Origin of the sequence: Rhizobium sp. BR 362, assembly GCF_036528765.1 — a bacterium.
GTDB lineage: Bacteria > Pseudomonadota > Alphaproteobacteria > Rhizobiales > Rhizobiaceae > Rhizobium.
In genome coordinates, this window is record NZ_JARWGH010000015.1 from 51883 (window position 1) to 72956 (window position 21074).

General features: G+C 59.2%; 22 protein-coding genes. 14 read left to right on the forward strand and 8 right to left on the reverse strand.

The annotated features are described in order from the left end of the window. Window positions 1-42: 42 nt before the first annotated feature. Window positions 43-294 carry a response regulator gene (locus QDY28_RS18840; protein WP_442967559.1) on the reverse strand — a complete coding sequence of 84 codons (252 nt, stop codon included), beginning with the start codon at window positions 292-294 and terminating at the stop codon, window positions 43-45. Between the two features lie 178 nt (window positions 295-472). Between QDY28_RS18840 and QDY28_RS18845 the strand changes: the two genes are divergently transcribed. Next, the gene (locus tag QDY28_RS18845) at window positions 473-820 is read left to right on the forward strand and encodes a DUF2934 domain-containing protein (RefSeq protein ID WP_331383181.1); all 348 of its coding nucleotides are present in this window, start codon (window positions 473-475) and stop codon (window positions 818-820) included. 16 nt (window positions 821-836) lie between these two features. On the opposite strand, the gene QDY28_RS18850 is transcribed toward QDY28_RS18845, so the two are convergent. The 5 genes from QDY28_RS18850 to QDY28_RS18870 form a co-directional block, all read right to left on the reverse strand. Next, window positions 837-1583 (reverse strand): ATP-binding cassette domain-containing protein, encoded by a 747-nt coding sequence (locus QDY28_RS18850; protein WP_331383182.1) that lies wholly within the window; start codon window positions 1581-1583, stop codon window positions 837-839. Further along, window positions 1576-2640 carry an ABC transporter permease subunit gene (locus QDY28_RS18855; protein ID WP_331383183.1) on the reverse strand — a complete coding sequence of 355 codons (1065 nt, stop codon included), beginning with the start codon at window positions 2638-2640 and terminating at the stop codon, window positions 1576-1578. The genes QDY28_RS18850 and QDY28_RS18855 overlap by 8 nt, the downstream gene beginning before the upstream one ends. Window positions 2641-2746: 106 nt before the next feature. After that, window positions 2747-3736: a substrate-binding domain-containing protein gene (locus tag QDY28_RS18860; RefSeq protein ID WP_331383184.1), complete on the reverse strand. Its 990-nt coding sequence runs from the start codon at window positions 3734-3736 to the stop codon at window positions 2747-2749. Window positions 3737-3966: 230 nt separating this feature from the next. Beyond that, complete coding sequence (locus tag QDY28_RS18865; protein ID WP_331383185.1) at window positions 3967-5379, reverse strand: ROK family protein; 1413 nt, start codon at window positions 5377-5379, stop codon at window positions 3967-3969. Then, entirely contained in the window at window positions 5372-6304 is a 933-nt protein-coding gene (locus QDY28_RS18870; protein WP_331383186.1) for a tagatose-bisphosphate aldolase, read from the reverse strand. The genes QDY28_RS18865 and QDY28_RS18870 overlap by 8 nt, the downstream gene beginning before the upstream one ends. 228 nt (window positions 6305-6532) lie before the next feature. On the opposite strand from QDY28_RS18870, the gene QDY28_RS18875 reads away from it, so the two are divergent. Together QDY28_RS18875 and QDY28_RS18880 are read left to right on the forward strand one after the other, a co-directional pair. Then, the gene (locus QDY28_RS18875; RefSeq protein WP_331383187.1) at window positions 6533-7447 is read left to right on the forward strand and encodes a sugar-binding transcriptional regulator; all 915 of its coding nucleotides are present in this window, start codon (window positions 6533-6535) and stop codon (window positions 7445-7447) included. Between the two features lie 201 nt (window positions 7448-7648). Further along, window positions 7649-8683 (forward strand): LacI family DNA-binding transcriptional regulator, encoded by a 1035-nt coding sequence (locus tag QDY28_RS18880; protein WP_331383188.1) that lies wholly within the window; start codon window positions 7649-7651, stop codon window positions 8681-8683. A 12-nt stretch (window positions 8684-8695) separates the two neighbouring features. On the opposite strand, the gene QDY28_RS18885 is transcribed toward QDY28_RS18880, so the two are convergent. Further along, window positions 8696-9649, reverse strand: a complete 954-nt coding sequence (locus QDY28_RS18885; protein ID WP_331383189.1) for an alpha/beta hydrolase — start codon at window positions 9647-9649, stop codon at window positions 8696-8698. Window positions 9650-9669: 20 nt separating this feature from the next. Beyond that, complete coding sequence (locus QDY28_RS18890) at window positions 9670-10818, reverse strand: Gfo/Idh/MocA family protein (protein ID WP_331383190.1); 1149 nt, start codon at window positions 10816-10818, stop codon at window positions 9670-9672. Window positions 10819-10997: 179 nt separating this feature from the next. Between QDY28_RS18890 and QDY28_RS18895 the strand changes: the two genes are divergently transcribed. The 11 genes from QDY28_RS18895 to QDY28_RS18945 all read left to right on the forward strand — a co-directional run bounded on the left by QDY28_RS18895 (window position 10998) and on the right by QDY28_RS18945 (window position 21031). After that, window positions 10998-12332, forward strand: a complete 1335-nt coding sequence (locus tag QDY28_RS18895; RefSeq protein ID WP_331383191.1) for an ABC transporter substrate-binding protein — start codon at window positions 10998-11000, stop codon at window positions 12330-12332. Window positions 12333-12435: 103 nt separating this feature from the next. Then, window positions 12436-13266 (forward strand): carbohydrate ABC transporter permease, encoded by an 831-nt coding sequence (locus QDY28_RS18900; RefSeq protein WP_442967561.1) that lies wholly within the window; start codon window positions 12436-12438, stop codon window positions 13264-13266. Continuing rightward, a complete protein-coding gene (locus QDY28_RS18905) occupies window positions 13263-14099 on the forward strand; it encodes a carbohydrate ABC transporter permease (protein WP_331383193.1) in 837 nt (278 codons plus the stop codon). Before QDY28_RS18900 ends, QDY28_RS18905 begins: the two co-directional genes overlap by 4 nt. 4 nt (window positions 14100-14103) lie before the next feature. After that, window positions 14104-14922 (forward strand): sugar phosphate isomerase/epimerase family protein, encoded by an 819-nt coding sequence (locus QDY28_RS18910; RefSeq protein WP_331383194.1) that lies wholly within the window; start codon window positions 14104-14106, stop codon window positions 14920-14922. An 11-nt stretch (window positions 14923-14933) separates the two neighbouring features. Continuing rightward, entirely contained in the window at window positions 14934-16010 is a 1077-nt protein-coding gene (locus QDY28_RS18915; protein ID WP_331383195.1) for a Gfo/Idh/MocA family protein, read from the forward strand. Continuing rightward, a complete protein-coding gene (locus QDY28_RS18920; protein WP_331383196.1) occupies window positions 16010-16828 on the forward strand; it encodes a sugar phosphate isomerase/epimerase family protein in 819 nt (272 codons plus the stop codon). Before QDY28_RS18915 ends, QDY28_RS18920 begins: the two co-directional genes overlap by 1 nt. Further along, window positions 16828-17655 carry an alpha/beta fold hydrolase gene (locus QDY28_RS18925; RefSeq protein ID WP_331383197.1) on the forward strand — a complete coding sequence of 276 codons (828 nt, stop codon included), beginning with the start codon at window positions 16828-16830 and terminating at the stop codon, window positions 17653-17655. Before QDY28_RS18920 ends, QDY28_RS18925 begins: the two co-directional genes overlap by 1 nt. Continuing rightward, window positions 17652-18377, forward strand: coding sequence for a ribulose-phosphate 3-epimerase (locus tag QDY28_RS18930; RefSeq protein ID WP_331383198.1), 726 nt, complete (start codon window positions 17652-17654; stop codon window positions 18375-18377). The genes QDY28_RS18925 and QDY28_RS18930 overlap by 4 nt, the downstream gene beginning before the upstream one ends. Then, window positions 18374-19348, forward strand: coding sequence for an ROK family protein (locus QDY28_RS18935; protein WP_331383199.1), 975 nt, complete (start codon window positions 18374-18376; stop codon window positions 19346-19348). The genes QDY28_RS18930 and QDY28_RS18935 overlap by 4 nt, the downstream gene beginning before the upstream one ends. A 119-nt stretch (window positions 19349-19467) precedes the next feature. Next, window positions 19468-20352, forward strand: a complete 885-nt coding sequence (locus QDY28_RS18940) for a dihydrodipicolinate synthase family protein (protein WP_331383200.1) — start codon at window positions 19468-19470, stop codon at window positions 20350-20352. Between the two features lie 19 nt (window positions 20353-20371). Continuing rightward, the gene (locus QDY28_RS18945) at window positions 20372-21031 is read left to right on the forward strand and encodes a GntR family transcriptional regulator (protein ID WP_331383201.1); all 660 of its coding nucleotides are present in this window, start codon (window positions 20372-20374) and stop codon (window positions 21029-21031) included. The last annotated feature ends 43 nt before the right edge of the window (window positions 21032-21074 follow it).

A 21074-nucleotide genomic window follows, 5' to 3' on the forward strand; every position in this document is an offset into this window, starting at 1 on the left:
CCGATATTCCCGATATCGTCGGCTTCAGGTTTCAACAGTGCTTCAACGCTTCGGACAGGCGGTGACAAAGCTGGTTGTCTTACGGTGGCGGTCGATCAGTCTGCGCGCGAGTTGCAGGCCGCTCTTCCCATCGGAGAGACCGACATCTATCAAGACTATGTCCGCTCTCGGGGCATAAGCGGGCGCTTGCTCCACGGTGGAAGCCGGACCGAGGGTGGCGAGACCGGCATCGGCCGCTATCGTCTTGAGCTGATGAGCAACGATCGCCTCGTCTTCTACGATCAGTACCTTCATATTCATCCTCCACCTACTTCAAGATGAAGCTTTATGCTTTTTCTGCCACTGGAACATATTTTGGTGGCTGCAGTTGCGTTCTCCGCGACTGCGATCAATCATAAGTGTCATGCGGCTTGCTGTCAGGTCGGGAACTCCGGGCTTGCGCCGACGTTAGGAACGCTCGGGAGGATCGGCCATGACGGACGAAAGAACAAATTGGATCAGCGCTCGCGCTTATGATCTGTGGGAACGAGCTGGGCGCCCCCAAGGCAAGGATCGAGAGCACTGGCTGCAAGCTGTCGCTGAACGCGAAATGATGGAGCAAACGCGAGCATCGCATGATGGTGCAGAAGTGCTTGCGCGCTATGCCGGGACTGCCCAGATCAAAACTTCAAAACCGAACCGCCGCCATAAGGTTGTGATCGTCGAGGATGAATCGATCCTAGATCTCAATGCTGCTCGCCGCCAACGGAATAGGCCGGCGGATGGCATGCCGGCGCCGAGCGGAACGACCTCAGTTAAATATAGGGTCGGCAAGAAATAAAAAGCATCTCCGTTGATTAGCCGCCAATCATCAGCTTGACGACTTCCTCATGTGTCGTTTCGCTGATCTTGCGCTCTCCCGCAACGATACCTCGGCGAAGGACGACGATGCGGTCGGATACGGCGAAAATATCCTGCAGATTGTGCGAGATGAAGATGACGCCGCGGCCCTGTGCCTTCAGTGATTTGATCAATGCCACGACCTTGCGCTGTTCCGGCACACCGAGCGCTGCGGTCGGCTCGTCCATGATCAGAATACGGGCATTCCAATAGACGGCACGCCCGATCGCGACTGCTTGGCGCTGGCCGCCGGAGAAGTTGCTGACCGGAGCATCAAGCCTTTTCACGTGGAAATCGAGCTGCGCCATCGTGGCGCGGGCAGCGTCCGCCATCGCCTTGCGGTCGATGACGGGCAGGAAGCCGAAGAGCTTCTTCATCGGTTCGCGCCCGAGGAAGATGTTGGAGCCGATCGTCAGATTGTCGGCGAGCGCCAAATCCTGATAAATCGTCTCTATTCCCTTTTCCCGCGCATCCTGCGGAGAGGAGAAGGTGACCGGCTGCCCCTCAATCAGGATTTCACCGGCCGTTGGCGGATAAACGCCCGAGATTGTCTTGATCATCGTCGTTTTGCCGGCGCCATTGTCGCCTGCCAGCGCTACGACCTCGCCGGGGTGAACAACCATGGAGCAATTGTCCAAGGCCTGCACGGCGCCGAAATAACGCGACAGATTCCGGACTTCGAGAAGAGGCGCTGCGCTATTCATCCTGTTTTGCTCCGCTGAACCGGCGCTGCGCCTGGTCGATGAGCACCGAAATGATGATGACGATACCGACGGCGATGAACTGCCAGAACGGCTCCACATTCATGAAAACCAAACCGTACTGTATGACGGCAATGACCAGCGCCCCCGCAATGGTGCCGATGATCGTGCCCGAACCGCCAAACAGGCTGGCGCCGCCGATGACGACTGCAGCCACGCTGTCGAGCAGCAGCGGTTCGCCGGCCTGGGCCGCACCGGCGGTGAAGCGGGCGGCATAGAGCGCGCCGCCGAGACCCGCGCAGATCGCCGAAAGCATGTAGAGCCGCAAAAGATGGGATTTTATATCGATGCCGGCCCGCCGTGCCGCCTGTGCATTGGCGCCGATCGCATAATTATGCTGGCCGAAACGTGTCTGGCTCAGCAGGTAATGCATGATCACTACGAAGACCAGGGTGACGATGACGAGATAGGGAACACCGTAGAAGCGGCCATTGCCGAGCTCGGCGAAATAGGAGTTCTTGACCGGCACGGTGGTGCCGCCGGCAAGAAGAAACGCGGTCCCGCGCGCAACGCCGAACATGCCGAGCGTGCCGATGAATGGCGGAACCTTAAGACGGGAAATCAGAAGGCCATTGATGCAGCCGGGCACCGTGGCGGCAGCCATTGCGACGAGTATGCCGAAGACCATGGCGATAGGCAGCGGCATGTAAAGGCCGACCATGTTGGTGACATGCGCGGCAACAACAGCAGCGAGACCCATGATGAAGCCCGTCGAAAGGTCGATACCACCGGATATAATGACGAAGGTCTGACCGATGGCGAGCAGAAGCGGTGCCACCGCAAAAACGGCGACCGACTGCCAGTTGAAGGCCGAGCCGACAAAGGTGCCGCCGAAATCGACACGTGCCCAGATCTCGAAAATCACGATCAACGCAGCAAGGAAAAGCCATGCGCGCAACTGTGCGATGCGATTGACGATGGTTTTTGCTTGATCGCCGTGGTCCGCCTCAGGCGCCACGTGTTGGTCCGCCTCGCGGGCCTCGATATTGTCGATGCTCATAAATCAACCCGAACTCGAGCGAGGACGCAAACACACCGCCCCACTGGTCCCTCTACTATGGTCAAGGATGCGCCTCGCCCTTGAGCGAGGCGCAGACATCATCCGATCAGTCGGAGTAGATGAATTTCGCGACGTTCTTGTCGGCGACATTCGACTTGTCGATGACGGTGAAACCGGTGCCGATGGAGGTCGGGATCGAGTTGCCGGTCAGATGGGCGTAAGCTGCCATCACGCCGAAGTAGCCGATTTCCGCCGGATGCTGTGCAATCGCGAGATCAACCAAACCGGAATTGATATTGTCGACGATTGTCGTCGGTGCATCAAAGGCAACGACGCGGATCTTGCCCGTCTGGCCCGCCTGCTGTACCCCGTTTGCGGCGCCCAGAGCGGAAAACAGATTGGCACCGAAAACGCCGTCGAGGTCTGAGTTGCGGGCGTAGACGGCCTGAAGCTGCGACGCGGCCTTGTTGGCATCGTCGTCATTGTACTGTGTTTCCAGGACGGTGATGTTCGGATATTTTTTCATCTCGTCCTTGAAACCCTGCTCGCGCTGGTCCGTCGTCGAGATGCCGGGTTTGACGTTTGAAACGTAGACCTTGCCTTTTTCACCGACAGCCTTTGCAAGCGCCCGCGCCGCTATTGCCCCACCGAGAAGGTTGTCGGAGGCAATGTAAGAAAGCGGAAAATCGGCGTCGCCACTGCCGGTTTGATAGACACCGGTGCCGATGAACGTATCGACGGTGATGACGGGGATACCCGCATCGACGGCTTTCTTCAGCGGCTGGATCAACTGATCTTTATCGGTCGGCGCAATGAGGATGGCATCCGGTTTCTTGGCAATGACGGCATCGAGAACTGGAACCTGTGTGACTGGGTTGAAGTCGGATGCGCCTTGGAACATGAGCTCAGCACCCACCGCCTTCGCGGCGGCTTCGGCGCCTTTGCGCATGGTGATATAAAAGGCATCCGTCGTCAGACCCGGAATGAGGGCAATGGTAAATTTCTTGTCTTGTGCCTTGACGCTTCCGGCGACAGCCGAAACACCGGTGGCAAGCGTCGCCACAGCCGTGGCCTTGAGAAATGAACGGCGCTCCATAATTTCCTCCTCTTGAAACCAGACCTCCCCTGTCCGGCGCAATGGATAATCAGCGGCTTACCGCGGGCCGTCAAGTAATTTTTTTCTGTAAATAATTTCTACTATCCATTTGAAATTCCTAATTAATCAGAGGGATTGGCAAAGCATCGGACTCTGCCGCCGACGAGATGTCGCACGGCGGTTTCAAGTCAGGTCGAGCTTTTGTCGGCCGCCTAGGAGGCGGCTATTTTTCATGTCTGACCAAATACCTTCGAAATCCAGGCAGTGACGTCGTCCATATCCGGTTCCTTCGTTTGGTCGACGATCATCGATGGGCCGCATTGCATGGGTTCGGCGCGATCCGCGAGCGCCACCAGTTCTGGTATGTATTCAGCCCCAGGATGACCAGGCAGCCTGTCTTTCAAGCGACGGCCATACCGGTCCCCGGCCACGGCGCCAGGGACCTTGCACCAAAGTTCTGCGACGCGATCGACGCCAGCTCCTTTGATGTAGGCTTCCAGCACGGTTTTGGGCTGAAAGCCGAACCATGCGTCGATAATAAAGGTGGACCCAGCGGGGGCCTCGCGAATTGCGGACCAAATAGCCTGATAACTTGCCTTCCCCAGTGTCCGATTGAACTCTCGGTCGACGCCGCCAATGTGCTGCAGGAAGGGATCCTTGATGCCATCGAGGGAAAGGACCGGCCATCCGGTGCGCTGCGATAGCAATTTGGCGAGATGGCTTTTGCCCGACGCCGGCACACCGTTGACCAGCACAACATTCTTTTCTGTGCAACCGAAAGTGCCTGAAAACGCCGACAGGCCAGCGCCGATGACACCTGCGTCATCTCGGAGTTTGGCCGGAAGGATCGTCGGGCGAAACCATGGCGCCACGGCCGGAAGATCTGCGAGGGCTTGCACAGCGTCGGAGCCGAGGCCCCCTCCCAATAGGATGACTTCCGGATCCATGGCAGCAGCTATGTTGTCAAGCGCTATACGCAGGGGTGCTGCCCAAGCGTGTAACACCGCCCTGGCCGGCGCATCTCCGTTCTTCGCCATTTCAAAAATGTCGGCAATGGATGCGGCCGACAGCCCAGCTTCGTTTATATGCCGGCGCAGCGCCGTTCCCGAGCTGAAGGTTTCGACGCAACCGCGTCTGCCGCACGCACATTCCGGACCATCCTCTCGAACGCAGATGTGACCGAACTGCCCTGCAGTCCTATGGCCGTGATAGATCCGCCCATCCTGGGCAACCGCGCCACCGATCCCGGTCCCTATCGTCAGCATCGCGACGCTTTGAAAACCCTTGGCAGCGCCGATACTCATTTCGGCTATGAGGGCCATGCCGCAATCATTCTCGATGACGACCCTCTTGCCAAAACTTGTCTCCAACTGATCGACGAGGTCCATGCCGGCCAAATTCAAGATGCCGCCGGACAGGACCGAACGGTTTGTAATGTCGACACGGCCGGGAATGCCGACGCCAAGACTAACGACATCAGCCGTGTCGAGTTGTTTTACCATCGCCTCAACGCGCTCGAAGACCTGCCGCGGGTCGGCCGGTGTCCGCTCCGACAGCTTTTTGAGGATCTCGCCTCGCTTGGAGACGAGAGCTGTGCGAATATTCGTGCCGCCAATGTCGACGCCAATGGCTAATTCAGACATCTGCTTTCTGGCCCTGGTCGGACTTAATGCCTTTGAAATGTGCTGATATCACCGCTTGAATTTCACGTAGCCGCGGAACAGCAACCGTTTCCAACCGGTCCCTCGTGATAGAACGATCGAGGGAGATGCAGTCTTTCCATAAGGATCTACCGGCGATGACGCCGGACGCGCCGTTGCGCATGGCATCCTCCACCTGTTGCAGGAACGTCGAGTGGTCGACACCGGCCGACAGTACCGCCCAAGGCACATCCCCAGCAACCTTTGTGACTTCCGCGCAGGCTTCGGCAGTTCCAGGATAGGGAATCTTTAAAACCTTCGCCCCGCAGTCCAGGCAAATCTTGCTTCCGCCGACGACGAGCGACGGCAACTTCGCCTTATAATCCGCTTCATCTTCGTCATCGAACCTGTATGTCAGGAATTCGACGACCAACAGCAGGTCCTCGCGGGCGAAATCCTCGATGCAGTGGCGCAGGATTTTGATGTTGTGGCTATTCGCGTCATCGCGGTCGGCGCGGAGATAGACCATGATCTTGCCGCCAGTGGCGCCGAGCTGACGGACACGGCGGGCCGAAATGCCGGAAACCAGCTTGGAAAGGCGATATCCTTCTGGCGAGGTGTCCCAACCTGAGGCATCCAGGCCGATCAAAAGTGCGGTATCGCGTCTGATAATCCGGTCGTCGACCAATGCCGGAACAGCACAGATCGGATCGACGAGAACACACGAGGCCTTGCTAGCAAGGAACATGGCGATATCAGCCTTCGTGTCGCCTAGGGTCTTGTCGGAGATAGCAGCTTGTTCCTGTGGATCGCTTGCGAGCAGGCTGCGCATGCCGCCGCGCTGATCGCAGGCGATAACCATCATGGCTCCGTCATGGCCGCAAATCTGCTGGTAACCTCGCATTTCGGCTGTCGTCAATCGCGACATCTAATCCTCCCTTTAGCCCGTCCCCAAACCGGATGCGAAAGCGCGTCCCATCCCAAAATTTGAAGGGATGGCAGCGAAAACATGGAGAGCGCTCATGAGCCTGCATAATCGTTGCGAAACCGGCTATTTTGAGCGATAACACCTCACGCGCCCAATGTGTAACACATTGCAGAAAGGAATTTCAACCTGAATTCGTCTCAGTCCCAGGAGCCTGCAACGAACCGTGCATTGCTGCATACCGTTGCGAAGCTGCATTACCAATCCGATATGTCGCAAGTTGATATTGCTAAAAAGCTTGGATTATCAACGGCTACTGTCTCGCGGCTGCTCCAGAAAGCGCGCTCGGCCGGGATCGTTCGAATTGAGGTGATCGATCTTTCCCCGTCGGAGGATCTGGGTGCGGCGCTTGTTGAAGGCCTGGAGTTACGCAGCGCCGTCGTGATCGAAACGCCATCGTCAAACATCCTCAGCGCGCTTGCCCCACCGGTCGGAACAATGCTGCAGCAGGCTGGATTGCGATCGGGTTCGACGCTTGGTATCGGCTGGGGACGGGCTGTTCGCGAAGTTACCTTTGCAGGCCTGCCACAGTTGCCGGGCATTGCAACCGTTGCCCTCAATGGGGGAATGCAGCAAGCAGCGCCGCATTTCCAAATCAACGAGTTCGTGCGTCAGGCCGCCGAGCAGATGGGCGGAACTCCGCATTTCCTGCACGCCCCTTACATTTCATCTTCGGAGCTGCGCAACGCTTTCCTCGCCGATCCCACGGTTCAGCAGGTAACGTCGCTGTGGAACAAGCTGGATGCCGCGATCGTCGGCGTCGGCCTAACGCACGTTGCCAATCCATCCGAAGCGACGGCAGCCCTTCCCGGAGAAAAGGCGCTCAGCCATGCGGCCGGCGATGTTCTGCGCCACTATGTTACCGAGGCGGGCGAAATTCTTCATTGGGATGGCGAGGAGCGTATGATTGCCGCCAACCCGCAGCAATTGCGGCGTATTCCCTTGTGCATTGCGGTTGCGGCAACACCTGCCAAGGCGCCCGGCATCATCGGCGCTGCGCGGTCGGGCATGATCAACGCTCTGGTGACGGACGCAAATACTGCCCACGCCATTCTCGATCGTCTATCCGCCGCCGACAAAAGTTGAGAACGGTCTTCGGCAACGCCTCGCGCCGCCAGCTTCTTATGGCTTGTATTTACGCGTTAATTTATATGTTTTCGCGTGCAATATTTTTGCGTGACACAAAGCTCAAAAAACCTTGCTTGGAATTTACGTTTACCAGTTGCGCGTCCTTCCACGCAGACGCATCATTGGCGAGTACACTGATTTGAAAATGGTCGATTCTTGATGGAAAAGCTGACGCATAAGACTATGGAGGACTTTGCAAAGTCCTGCGGCGTCTCTCGCCCAACCCTTTCCAAATATTTTGACGATCCGACGAGCGTGAAGCCGGCGACGCGCGCGCAGATCGAAGCCGCGCTTCGTGCGTCGGACTATCAGCCAAATCTTTACGCTCGAAATCTCAATCGAAAGAGGACCCGCAATGTCGGCATTCTCGTTCCGGCCCTCACCGACCCTTTTTACACCGAGATGGTCAACCGGCTGGAATTGCGGCTGCGGGATGAAGGTTATTGGCCGATCGTGATCTCCTCGCACGGCCTGCCGGAACTGGAGGTCGAGGCCGTCAGCACCATGCTGTCATTGAAGGTGGCAGGTGCGATCGCCGCCCCGCTCGGGCAGAAATCCGATCCGCGCGCCTTTGAAAAACTCACACAGAATGTTCCCCTCGTCTATTTCGATACCTACATCGAGGGGAACACGCCATTCATCGGCAACAATAATTACCAGAGCGTCTCGACCATCGTGGAATATCTCTGCCGATCAGGAGAGGCGCCGGTCTATTTCGACATTCCCCACGTCAATCATAACTCCCCGGAGAGGTTGGCGAGTTATATCGCCACGATGGAGGCTTCTGGCCATGCGCCCAAGGTAATCAAGTCCATTGCCGCCTATACATGGGATTTCGAGCGCGTCGGCTACGAGCAAATGGACGCGATGCTCAAAGCGGGGAAGCCGTCATTCAAGACTATCCTCTGCGCCAATGACCGACTTGCCTTCGGCGTGATGGCTGCCGCTTTTGCCCATGGGCTGAAGGTCGGACGCAAGAACGGCGACGATCTGCGCATAGCGGCTCATGACGACCATCCATTGAGCCGCTACACCTGTCCGCCGCTGACGACGATGGCGCAGGATTTTGCGTCCATGACGGCACGCAGCGTCGACACGCTGCTGAAGGTTCTCGGAGATACAGACGCGCCGGTTCAGACGATCGCAGACAAAGTCTCGCTGGACGGGATGCTGGTCATGCGGCAATCGGCGTGAAGCGGCCCGTCTCTAATCGGGACTCCCTTCAAAGCTCCGCCACACCGTAACCGCCTCCTCCACCGCCTGCCGCGCGGCGGATATGAATCTTCCCATCGACACAAAACCATGTATCTGGTCCGGCCAAAGGCGCGCCACGACCCGAACCCCACCCGCCTGCAGCCGCCGCGCATAGGCGGTGCCTTCGTCGACGAGGATGTCGTGTCCGGCCGTGGCAATGAATGCCGGCGCTACCGCGGCAACAGTTTCAGCCAGCAAGGGTGAGACCCTCCAATCCGCGACATCGGCTGGCGTGCGGACGTAATGGTCGCGAAACCATTTCATCGTCGCCGCTGTCAAACCGAAGCCTTCGGCGTAGCGGCGATAGCTGTCGGCCGTCTGGCTGGCATCCGTATTGGGATAGAAGAGCAGTTGCGCAGCAATTGGCGGGGCATCGCCTGAACGCGCCATCAAAGCCAGCACAGCCGCAAGATTACCGCCTGCGCTGTCGCCGACAACCGCGATGCGTTTGGGATCGATGCCGAGATCCGCGGCAGCCTCGGCCATGAATTCCAGCGCCGCGGCGCAATCCATCAGTCCGGCGGGAAACTTGTGCTCCGGTGCCAGACGATAGTCCGGACAGACCACGGTGCATTTGGCGAGGTTGGCGAACCATCGGCAAATCTCGTCATGCGAGTCGAGATTGCCGATCACCCAGCCGCCGCCATGAAGGTAGAGAAGACCCGGACCATTCTTGGAAAGGGATCCGATGCCGCGGTAGATGCGCACGGTGATCGGACCGTTCGGGCCGGTCATCTGGCGATCTTCTACGGAAGCAACCGCCTCCCGCGCGCCCTGAAGCGCCGGGCTGCCGGCACTATAGGCAATGCGGGCCTCCACGGGTGTGCCGTCTTCAAGCGGCCGAGCCTTCACCGCCCTACTGATATCGAGAACGAATTGCGCACCTTCGTCGAGATATTCTGTCACACCACACCTCCGTCCGCCGATCAGGCGAGAAAACTGCGCGCTTCTTCTTCGCCAAGAAGAGGCGGCCGCGTCAAGCTGCCGCCGACGCTGACCGACTGCCCGCTTTGGCCGGAGGCGAGAATAGCCTCCATGATCTCAAGCACATGGAGAGCCAGTTCCCCGGATGCGCGCGGCGGCCTGTTTTCCGCAAGTGCGCGTGCCAAGTCGGCAACGCCGAGCATGCGGTAATTTGCCCGGTCCGGCGCGGCAAACGGCCAGTTTCGTTCGCCGTAAGGTTCGCCATCGCTTTCGAAATTGCGCCACTCGGCCCCTCGCTCCGACAGAGAGACCGTGCCGCCGAACGTATCTGGATCGGGCAGGCGCAGCGAGCCTTCGGTGCCGTGCAACTCGATCGGATGGTTGGAATGGCGAAAGACATCCCAGGATGCGCCGAAGTTGACGGTCGCGCCGGATTGAAATTCGAGCAGCGACAGAACGTTGGTCGGCGTGCCGACCTTGAACCGCGTATTGTGGAAAGGACCTTCCGCGGTTATGAGGCGTTCGTCCTGGCCTTTCGTTGCCATCGCCATGACGCGCACCACAGGTCCGAGCAAATTCACCATCATGGTCAGGTAATAGGGTCCCATGTCGAAAACCGGACCGCCGCCGGGCTGATAGTAAAATTGCGGATTGGGGTGCCAGTGCTCCATGCCGCGTCCCATCATGAAAGCGGTGCCGGTGACGGGGCGGCCTATCGCACCCTCCTCCATCAGGCGGCGCGCCCGCCGGCCTGCCGCGCCTAGGAAGGTATCGGGCGCTGAGCCGAGCAGCAACCCCCGGCTCTTCGCCTCGCCCACCAAAACCCGACCCTCGGCAGCCGATGTTGTCAGCGGCTTTTCCGTGAAGACGTGCTTGCCGGCGGACAACGCCGACATGGTGACGTCGAAATGCACCGCAGGCACAGTCAGGTTGAGAACGAGATCGACCTCGGGATCTACAAGTAGCTGATCGACGCTTACGCTGCGAATGCCGAATTCCCGTGCGCGAAGAGCCGCAGCGTCAGCCGATATATCGGCGCAGGCCCGCAGTTCAATACCGGCAAACAGCGCGGCATTGCGGAGATAGGTCATCGATATGTTGCCACAACCGATGACCCCAACACCAAGTTTTTCCATCATTTTTCCGCTCATTTTTTAAGAATCCTCCCTGAACCGGACAACCGATATGCCCCAATGGGCGAACCGACCCAATGCAGCCGAAAGTGATTTAAAGCATCTTATTTCTTGACGCGCGATAAATTTTTATCAAACATACGCCAATGCTGGCGCGGAGAATTTCGGAGGACGCCAGTTTTTCCTGGGAGGGAAACATGAGCGATTTTAAGAAAGCGCCGGCCGCTTTGAATGTGGCCGAAGGTTCCGTAATGCTCGACCGTCGCCAGTTGCTGCTCGGAGCCGCGGGCGCGGCTACCCTCGGTGTCGCATCAAGTCTTGGAATGCGCACTGCGCGAGCCGCCGATCGCACCGAGATCAGCTTTGCCAGCGCAAGTTTCTTCGGCAAGGAAGGTATCGGCGATCTCGTCAAGGCCTATAATGAGTCGCAAGACCGCATCAGGGTCAAATTCATCGAACTCCCACCGCCGAGTTCGTCGACCGAGGTCTATCAGGGCCTGATCCAGCAATTGGCCCGCCGCAATGGAACGCCCGACGTCTTCAGCCAGGACGTGATCTGGATCGCCGGCTTTGCCGCAGCAGGCTGGGCGTTGCCGCTCGATGAATATTTCCCGAAGGACAAGCGCGGCGATTACTTTCCCGGAACCGTTGCTGCCTGCACGTACAATGAAAAGCTGACTGCACTTCCATGGTTTGTCGATTCCGGCATGTTCTACTATCGCAAGGACCTCGTGGATAAGCATGGCGGCAAGGTTCCAGAAACCTGGGACGACATGGCAACCATGGCGGCCGCTGCCCAGAAGGCTGGCGATGCCAAGTTCGGCTATCTCTGGCAAGGTAAGCAGGCAGAGGTCCTCATCTGCGATGCTGTTGAGGTCATCACCTCGAATGGCGGCTCCATCCTGGCAGCCGACGGCAAATCGTCTGTAATCGGCGAGAAGGCCGCGGTCGAGGCGATCCAGTTCCTTTACGACACGATCAACAAGACGGAGATCAGCCCGCAGAACGTTCTTTCGTGGGATGAAGAGCCTTCCCGGCAGCCCTTCACCTCGGGCGAAGCGATGTTCATGCGCAACTGGTCCTACGTCTATCCGATCGCGCAGGACCCGAAAGCCTCGCATGTCGTCGACAAGGTCGCCGTTGCGCCGCTGCCCCATTTCGCCGGCAGCAAAAGTGCGGCGTGCCTCGGCGGTTATCAGCTTGGCGTCAACGCCAACTCCAAGAAGCGGGAAGCGGCGATCGAGTTCCTGACCTGGATGTCATCTCCGGAAACGCAGACCCGTCTTGCCCTAAATTTCGGCCTCGCGCCCTCGCGCCCCGCAATCTTCGAAAATGCGAAGCTGAAGGCCGAGCAGCCGTTCATGGCAAGCCTTCAAAACGTCTTCACCGGAGCCACGCCCCGGCCGATCACTCCGCAATATGCCAAGGTGACGCTGGCGCTGCAGTCCAGCATTTCCAAGGCTCTGGTCAGCGGCAATGTCCAGGCTGAGCTCAAGGCTGCCGCCGATCAGATCAACAAAATCGTTGCCTGATATGGCCACTACATTGACGGCCCCCGCCGACAGCAGGATGCAAAGGTCAATGGGGGCGCTTCCGAGCGCCCTCTGGCCTTGGCTCCTGCTGTTGCCGGCCTTCATGTCGCTCGGATCGGTTTCCTTCTATCCGATCATCAATGGTGTCTATCTTTCCTTTACCAACCGTTCCCTGATTACGCAGGACAATGATTTCGTCGGCTTTGCCAACTATCTGCAATTATTGGCGGACCCGCCGTTTTGGAATGCCTGGTGGCATACGATCTGGTTCACCGCCGCCTCGACGGGGCTCGAGACGCTGATCGGCCTGGCTATGGCACTGATCCTTTGCGAGCATTTCAGCGGCCGCGGTATCGTCCGCGCGGCGATGCTCGTTCCCTGGGCTATGCCAACCGTCGTCACCTCGAAAATGTTCGGATGGCTGTTCGACGGACAGCACGGCATCATCAATTTCATCCTGCTCCACCTCGGTTTGATCGATCAGAATGTGAACTGGTATGGCGCACCCGAAACCGCCCTGACGACGATTATCCTTGCCGATGTCTGGAAAACGACGCCGTTCATGGCATTGCTCCTGCTAACCGGCCTTCAGACCGTTCCGAAATCGTTGATCGAGGCCGCCCGTATGGACGGCGCCGGGGCCTGGACGATCTTCTGGAATATCCGGCTGCCGCTGCTGCTGCCGACCCTGCTGATCGCCGGTCTTTTCAGGGCGCTGGATGCATTTCGCGTTTTCGATCTGGTCTATGTGCTGACAGGCGGCGGTCCGGCCGATTCCACGGAAACGCTTTCGACGCTCTCCTATAAAGTGCTCTTCTCGACACTGCAGTTCGGCTACGGTTCGGCCGTTTCGACCGCAATGTTCATCACCGAAGGCGTGATTGCGCTGGTGTTCTGTCTCTTCCTCGTCAGGCAGCTAAGGAAGACGACATGAACGGCAGTCGCTCCATCGTTCAGAGTGTCACGATCTATGTTGGCGCACTTCTCATCCTCGTCTGGTCCGCGGGCCCGTTCCTGTGGCAGTTCTCCACGTCGTTCCAACTTGACAAGGCACTGACAGAAGGGACGCCGTCGCTCATCCCGCATCCCTTCACGCTGGAGCATTATTACAATGCCTTCGTGGAAAAGGGCCTGCACCATTATGTCTTGAACTCGCTTATCGTATCGCTCGCGACCACGGCTCTCTGCCTGATCGTCGGTTCGCTTGCCGCCTTTGCGCTGTCCCGTCTCGATGTGAAGGGGCGATTTGGAATTCTCATGGTCATCCTGTCGGTCTCGATGTTTCCGCAGATCGCGCTTGTTGGACCGCTCTATCTGATCGCGTCCGATCTTGGCCTTCTGGATACTTATCGAGCCCTGATAATCACCTATCTGGCGCTTGGGCTGCCGCTCGTGACCTGGGTTCTGTTCGGCTATTTCGAAACGCTGCCACGGGAGATCGACGAAGCCGCGCGCATGGATGGCGTGGGGGTGATCGGCCTGCTTTGGCATATCATCCTGCCGATGTCCCTTCCAAGCCTCGTGACCACGGGCCTGCTTGCGTTCATCACCGCCTGGAACGAGTTTCTGTTCGCGCTCGCCTTCACTTCGGACAGCGACAGCCAGACCATTCCGGTGGGCATCGCCAATTTCACCAACCAATACTACGTGCCCTGGGGAGACATCGCCGCCGCGTCAGCGGTCGTCACCGTGCCACTGATTGTTTTGGTCCTCTTCTTCCAACGGCACATTATCGAAGGCCTGACGCAGGGTGGAATCAAGGAATAATGACATGACCAAGGATTTGAAGGTCGGCTGCCAGACGTTCACATGGGAAATGCTCGGCGACGCTTGGACCGGAACGCCGGACGACCTGCTCTCGGCGATTTCGGCCGGCGGTTACTCGGGCATCGAAATTACCAACACGATGATCGGCTATTACGGTACAAAGCCCGGCGAATTCGCCAGGGCTCTGGAGGATAAGGGGCTGCAGCTCATATCCTTCGCCTTCGGCTCAAAAAGCGGCTTCACCGTTGCCGACGCGGTGGAAAAAGATTTGGCGACAGCGCAGCGCTGGATCGATTATGCCGCACAATTTCCGGGCGCGCTCATCTCTATCGGCTCGGCCACCATCGTCTCCGAAGGGCCACGCGACGACAAGTTCGCCATCGCCGCCGAATTCTACAATCGCGCCGGCGCGCTCGGCAAGGCATCCGGCGTCGAGGTCGCCGTTCATCCGAGTTCGCATCACAACACCTTGCTGTTCAACCGAGCCGACTACGATCAGATCTTCGCATTGCTCGATCCCACACTGGTCGGCTGGGTTCCCGACACCGGCCATATCCTGCGTGGACATGACGATATCCTCGACACGATGCGCACCTACCGGGATCGCATTCGCTATCTGCACCTGAAAGACGTCGACGCACACGGCCGATGGGCAATGCTCGGCAAAGGCGTTCTCGATACGGCCGCAGTGATCGACCTCGTTTCACAGGCACCGCGCTTCATCGGATGGCTGGTGTTAGAAGAGGAATCCGAGACGGCCGCGGCTGACCCTGCCGCAGCCGTAAAGGCGAACCGCAAAACGATGCGCAGCTACGGCGCTTAAGGAAGAACATCATGATTGAGAAGGAAAATCGTCGTCTTCGCGTGGGGGTCCTCGGCTGCGGCCCGATTGCCCAGTTTGCGCATCTGGAATCCTGCGTGAAGGCTCGAAATGCCGATCTCTACGCAATCTGTGACGCGGCGCCCGATCTGCTTGCGCGTATGGGAGCGACCTACGAGCCGCAGAAGATGTTTGGCGACTACGACCAGATGCTGGCCGACCCCGATCTGGAAGCGGTCATAGTCGCCACCTCGGACGCCTATCATGTGCCGATGTCCATCAGGGCGCTTGAAGCCGGCAAGCATGTGCTCTGCGAAAAGCCGATCGGCGTTTCGGTCGAGGAAGGGGAGCAGCTTACCGAGGCCGTCAGGCGCTCCGGCAAAATCCTGCAGGTCGGGCACATGAAGCGTTTCGATCCAGCGCTTCAGGCCGCGCGCAACTTCGTTCACAATGACATCGGCCAGATCTTCGCGCTGAAGGCGTGGTATTGCGATTCCACCCACCGCTACACCAACACCGATGCCGTGCAGCCACTGCCGGTTACCAGCAAACTTGCGCGAAAACCGGCCGGCAATCCGAAAGCCGATCTCCGGCAATATTTCATGCTGGCGCATGGTTCGCATCTGGTCGACACCGCCCGCTTCTTCTGCGGCGATATCGTCGCCGTGCGCGCCCGCCTTCTCGAGCGTGCAGGCGCCTATTGCTGGTTCGTGGAAACCGAATTCGCCAATGGCGCCCTCGGTCATCTCGACCTAACGGTCGCCGTCCGCATGGATTGGCACGAGGGTTTCCAGCTTTACGGCGAAAACGGCTCCGTTCTCGCAAAGACCTTTAATCCCTGGTACTTCCGCTCCAGCGAAGTCGAAATCTTTCATGAGAAAGATGCAACGAGCAGGAAACCTCTCGGTGCCGATGGGCATTTTTTCCGCCGTCAGCTCGAAGGCCTTGCCGATACAGCGCTGAAGGGCGCGCCAATGCGCGGCGCCGATGTCGAGGACGGTATCGCCTCCATCCGCGCAATGGTGGCGATCGCACGGTCCGTGGAGACTGGCGAGCGCGTCGAACTCGCGACCGTGACGGGAGCCGTCTGATGCAGGTCGGGATATTCGCCAAGACGTTTCCAGGAACCGATCCTTTGAACGTGCTGTCGGCGGCGCGCCACAGCGGCTATGCCTGCACGCAGTTCAATTTCGCCTGCTGCGGGCTGCCTCCCATGCCGGATGCCGTGCCCGAAGCCGCCATGACGGCGATCCGCGCGGCGGTCCACGCAACGGGCGTGTCCCTTGCCGCCTTGTCCGGAACCTACAATATGGCCCACCCTGACATGACGGTGCGGCAAAGAGGTCTCCGCCAACTCGCGGTCATCATCGAGATGGCGGAGGCACTTTCCATCCCGATCGTCACGCTCTGCACCGGCACGCGCCATCCCAGTGATCAATGGGCGCATCATCCTGACAACGCTGATCCCTCCGCCTGGGCCGACATGGCGGCAGAGATGTCGAAAGCGCTGGCGCTGGCAGAGGACCATGGCGTCGATCTCGGCATCGAGCCGGAGCAGGCGAATATCGTGCGATCGGCTTCAGACGCCAAGCGGCTGATCGAAGAGATGGGATCGAGAAGGCTGCGCATCGTCCTTGATCCGGCCAATCTTTTCGAAAGCACAACGCCGCTTGAAGCCCGCGCCATTGTCGAACGCGCGGTCGAGACCGCAGCCGGGCACATCGCCATGGCACATGCCAAGGATCGTTATGCCGACGGACGCTTTGCTACCGCCGGCCAAGGTATCGTCGATTTTCCCGATTTTGTCGCACGGTTGAAAGTTGTCGGTTTCGATGGTCCGCTCGTCACGCACGGACTTTCGGCAGCCGAAGCCCCCAGCGTCGCTGCCTTTCTCAGGGAATTGGTCTGATGGACGGAAGCGCGGCGTTCATGCGTGATGATGCCAGCCTTTCCGTTTTCGACAGCGGGCGAGGGTTGCCGGTCCTCTTTCAGCACGGCCTCGGCGGCGATGAAGCGCAGGTCGCGCAAACCTTTCCAAAGGGACAGGCGCGGCGCATCACGATCGAGTGCCGCGGACATGGTGCTTCGTCGCTCGGCGACATCAGGCCCTTTTCACTTCGGATATTTGCCGAGGATGTGCTGGCCGCCGCGACAGATCGCGGATTCGAACGCTTCGTTGCCGGCGGTATTTCCATGGGGGCAGCAATTGCCCTCTACCTCGCTCACCACTACCCGGAGCGCGTCGCAGCGCTCGTTCTCGTCCGTCCCGCCTGGGCCTTTGCCGCCGCGCCGGCCAATCTGGAGCCGGTCCGCCTTGTTGCGGCTTTGCTCCGATCGCATCCGATCGAGGAAGCCCGGGAGCGCTTCGCCGGTTCCGACATCGGCATGCACATACGCGCGAACGCACCCGACAACTTCGCCTCACTGCTCAGCTATTTCGACCGGCCGAATGCGGTCGATTTTGCATCCGTGCTGGCCGATATCGCGGCTGACGGTACGGGGGTGACACCGGAGAAGGTTGCTGCCCTCGCAGTCCCTACCCTCCTTATCGGCAACGAACAGGACGCGATCCATCCGCTGGCCTGTGCGCAGACTCTTGCCAATACCATTACCGAGGCGAGCCTTGTCGAAGTTACTCCCAAGGCGGCCGACAAGGCGCGGCATTTCGCCGAAGTTCAAGATGCCATCGCTACCTTTCTCGCATCCAAGACGATCCGGAGCCTTTTCCCATCATGACACTCAAGACCCTCTCAGGCCCGGCGGCCATCGCAGCGCTTCCCCGAAACCGGCTGCTCGGCGAATTCTCGCTGTGGTCGGCCGATCTTGCCAACATGGAAGCAGATCTTAAGCGCATAGAACCCTATGCCGACCTGCATCACATCGACGTCGCCGATGCGCGCTTTACGCCGGGATTCCTTTTCTTTCCGGATTTCGTCGCGCGCATCGCAAAGGCAACCGCTAGGCCGATCCATGTTCATCTGATGGTCGAGGCGGAAATCGTCGAAGAGCAAACGCGTCAGTTCATCGAAGCGGGTGCGGATCTCATCAGCGTTCACGCCGAAAACGGCGAAGCGGGTTTGCGCGCCATTGCGCTGGCAAAGGAGCTCGGCGCCGAAGCCGGCGTCGTCCTGCGATTGGAGACCCCCGTTACAGCCGTGCGGCCGTTCATCGACCATGTCGCCTTTGTCACCCTGCTTGGCACATCGATCGGCGTCAAAGGGCAAAGCCTTTCCGAAAAGGCCTGCGATCGTCTGCTCGAAGCGCGCTCGCTGCTGAAACAATCCGGCCGGGAGGATCAGGTGATCCTGGCGGCCGATGGCGGCATTCGCGAGCAGACCGTGCCGCTGTTGCGCGCGGCCGGAGCACAAACAGTCGTGCTCGGATCGCTGGCCTTCGGCGACAAGAACCTGGCCGAGCGGATGGCTTGGCTCCATGGATTGGAGAGCCGGCTTTCGTGAAAAAAGTTGCCCTCGCATTCGATCTCGGTGGGACGGAGCTCCGCGCTGCGCTGGTGGACAGTGAGGGAAGCCTCCTGTCATTTTCCGCCGTACCGACCTATGCGGCGGGAGGACCGGCTGCGGTGATCCAGCAGATCGAGTTGCTGGCGGCCGCCGCGCTAGCGGAAATGCCCGATCTCACTCCGGTCGGGATCGGGATCGGCGCCCCCGGCCCGCTCGATCCGGAGGCCGGTATCGTCATTGCCCCGCCCACCCTTGCCGGATGGCACGAGGTGCCGCTTGCCGACATTCTTTCCAGCCGGTTCGAACTGCCGGTGCGGCTTGAAAACGACGCCAACGCGGCGGCACTTGGCGAATGGCGGTACGGCGCCGGCCGCGGCGCGCGATCGATGGTCTTCGTCACCGTATCGACCGGCATTGGCGGCGGCGTGATCGCCGATGGGCGGACCTTGCATGGCAGGCGCGGCCTGGCTGCGGAAATCGGTCACATGACGATCACGAGCGAAGGCGAGCGATGCTTTTGCGGTGCGATCGGTTGTTTCGAAGCTGTTGCCTCCGGAACAGCCCTTGGCAGGCGGGCAACGGCGCGGACCCGGCAATCCGACGGCTCAATGCTGCGAAGCCTATCGGCCGATGGCGAAGTGACCGGGCGACACGTTGTCGATGCCGCGCGAAATGGCGACGCGCTGGCGCTGGAACTGCTGAACGCGGAGGCTCGCTGGCTGGGGATCGGCTTCACCAATTTGCTTCACCTCTACTCCCCGGACATTCTGGTGATGGGCGGCGGCATATCTCACGGCTTCTACCTTTTGCACGACACCATTATGGCGACGGTCCGCGAGCGCGCCATGCCGGCCTATCGCGACGTACCGACCGTTCCAGCGCAACTCGGGCGTCACGCAGGCCTGATTGGCGCGGCCAGCCTTATCCTCGGAGACGAGACGTCTCATCCTTTGGAAACGCCCCTATAGATGATGCGCCCGTGCAGGACTTTCTCCGGCCGGAGGGAGTCGATATCAGGGTGCGATTCCGGCTATACAACTAACATGTTAGCCTGTATATACTGACAGCTCATCTGGAGGAACGGAACTTGTCTCGGAAATTCGGTCTGTCAGTCGCGCTTACGACGCCCTTCGATACCAGCGGCGATATCGCGATCGGCCCAATGATCAAACAGGCAGAGCTATGCCTTGCGTCTGGATGCTCGAGCGTCACGCTTTTCGGCACCACCGGCGAGGGCTCCTCCATCGGAACGCAGGAGCGTGAAGAGGTGCTCGGCGCTTTCCTGGAAGTAGGGATAACGCCGAGGCAGATCATCGTGGGCGTGATGGCGGATTCCGTCGAAGATGCCGCCGCACAAGCGGGATCGGCGCTGACGAAAGGCGTTCGCAATATCCTGCTTGCACCGCCTTTCTATTTCAAGAACGTCAGCGACGAAGGACTGTTTGCCTGGTTCTCCGCCGTATTCGCCCGGCTGGCGGATAAAGCGCGTGATATCATCGTCTATAATATTCCTTCGATTACCATGGTGCCGCTCTCCGTAGCGCTGATTAGCAGGCTACGCAGCGCCTTTCCCGGCATCGTCATCGGCGTTAAGGACTCCTCGGGCGATTGGCCATATACGGAGGCGCTGTTGAAGGCGCATGGCGATCTCATCATCCTGATCGGCGACGAACGCCATCTCGCCAGGGGCGTCCGCTTGGGCGGTCAGGGGGCGATTTCCGGCATGGCAAATTTCGTGCCCAACGAGGTCCGGCTGATGGCGGAAGAGGGAAAGGATGATCCGCGCGTCGTGGATTTTGTTCCGGAATTGCTGAAATTCCCGGTGACTGCGGCCGTCAAAGTCATGGTAGCACACGTCTCCGGGGATGAAATCTGGCTTGCGGTTCGCCCGCCGCTCGTTTCAATATCCGGCGAGGGGCAGACTCATCTTGCCGGCGCCTTTAATGCACTTTTCAGATCCAAGGCGGCTTAAGCGAACCGGAGAGGTACGGATGGACGGTGTGAACGAGCAGCCGACATTACGGGAAAAAGCCTATGCAAGCTTTACCCATCATCTGCTTGCTCGCGATGTACGGCCCGGCGAGTTCGTCTCGCAGCGCAGGCTTGTGGAGCTCACCGGCCTGCCGCTTGGCGCCATCCGTGAACTCATTCCCCGGCTCGAAGCCGAGGGCTTGATCAAGACCGTGCCGCAGCGCGGACTCCAGATTGCCCATATCGATCTCAATCTGATCCGCGAGGCGTTTCAGCTCCGCATCTTTCTGGAAAAGGAAGCCGTTGCACTCTTCACCCATACGGCTTCGGACGAAACGATCGCTAAACTCTTGAAGCAGCATCGCGATATCGCCGCAGCCATCCAGGCGGGCGATGGCTCTCAGGAGCTTGAGGTCCATGCGCAATCGGTGGACTGGGGCATGCACGATGCCTTCATCGACGCGCTCGGCAACACGATTATTTCGAACGCCTATCGCGTCAATTCGATCAAGATGCGGCTGATCAGCCAGGACCGCTTTCGGATCAACGGACATGTCGGGCCCGTCATGAACGAGCACCTGCAAGTACTTGAGGCGATTGAAAGACGATCCGCGGAGGATGCAGTCGCATCTCTCGTTTCGCACATCAACGGGGCAAGGGATCGTGCATTGAAGATTTGAATGAAACAGGCCGCAAATGAGGAGATTTCGGCCAAAGGAGGAG

Excerpts from the sequence above, each read along its gene's own strand:
- QDY28_RS18840 (WP_442967559.1), bottom strand. The coding sequence starts at position 294 with ATGAAGGTACTGATCGTAGAAGACGAGGCGATCGTTGCTCATCAGCTC.
- QDY28_RS18845 (WP_331383181.1), top strand. The coding sequence starts at position 473 with ATGACGGACGAAAGAACAAATTGGATCAGCGCTCGCGCTTATGATCTG.
- QDY28_RS18850 (WP_331383182.1), bottom strand. The coding sequence starts at position 1,583 with ATGAATAGCGCAGCGCCTCTTCTCGAAGTCCGGAATCTGTCGCGTTAT.
- QDY28_RS18855 (WP_331383183.1), bottom strand. The coding sequence starts at position 2,640 with ATGAGCATCGACAATATCGAGGCCCGCGAGGCGGACCAACACGTGGCG.
- QDY28_RS18860 (WP_331383184.1), bottom strand. The coding sequence starts at position 3,736 with ATGGAGCGCCGTTCATTTCTCAAGGCCACGGCTGTGGCGACGCTTGCC.
- QDY28_RS18865 (WP_331383185.1), bottom strand. The coding sequence starts at position 5,379 with ATGTCTGAATTAGCCATTGGCGTCGACATTGGCGGCACGAATATTCGC.
- QDY28_RS18870 (WP_331383186.1), bottom strand. The coding sequence starts at position 6,304 with ATGTCGCGATTGACGACAGCCGAAATGCGAGGTTACCAGCAGATTTGC.
- QDY28_RS18880 (WP_331383188.1), top strand. The coding sequence starts at position 7,649 with ATGGAAAAGCTGACGCATAAGACTATGGAGGACTTTGCAAAGTCCTGC.
- QDY28_RS18890 (WP_331383190.1), bottom strand. The coding sequence starts at position 10,818 with ATGAGCGGAAAAATGATGGAAAAACTTGGTGTTGGGGTCATCGGTTGT.
- QDY28_RS18895 (WP_331383191.1), top strand. The coding sequence starts at position 10,998 with ATGAGCGATTTTAAGAAAGCGCCGGCCGCTTTGAATGTGGCCGAAGGT.
- QDY28_RS18900 (WP_442967561.1), top strand. The coding sequence starts at position 12,436 with ATGTCGCTCGGATCGGTTTCCTTCTATCCGATCATCAATGGTGTCTAT.
- QDY28_RS18905 (WP_331383193.1), top strand. The coding sequence starts at position 13,263 with ATGAACGGCAGTCGCTCCATCGTTCAGAGTGTCACGATCTATGTTGGC.
- QDY28_RS18910 (WP_331383194.1), top strand. The coding sequence starts at position 14,104 with ATGACCAAGGATTTGAAGGTCGGCTGCCAGACGTTCACATGGGAAATG.
- QDY28_RS18915 (WP_331383195.1), top strand. The coding sequence starts at position 14,934 with ATGATTGAGAAGGAAAATCGTCGTCTTCGCGTGGGGGTCCTCGGCTGC.
- QDY28_RS18920 (WP_331383196.1), top strand. The coding sequence starts at position 16,010 with ATGCAGGTCGGGATATTCGCCAAGACGTTTCCAGGAACCGATCCTTTG.
- QDY28_RS18925 (WP_331383197.1), top strand. The coding sequence starts at position 16,828 with ATGGACGGAAGCGCGGCGTTCATGCGTGATGATGCCAGCCTTTCCGTT.
- QDY28_RS18930 (WP_331383198.1), top strand. The coding sequence starts at position 17,652 with ATGACACTCAAGACCCTCTCAGGCCCGGCGGCCATCGCAGCGCTTCCC.
- QDY28_RS18945 (WP_331383201.1), top strand. The coding sequence starts at position 20,372 with ATGGACGGTGTGAACGAGCAGCCGACATTACGGGAAAAAGCCTATGCA.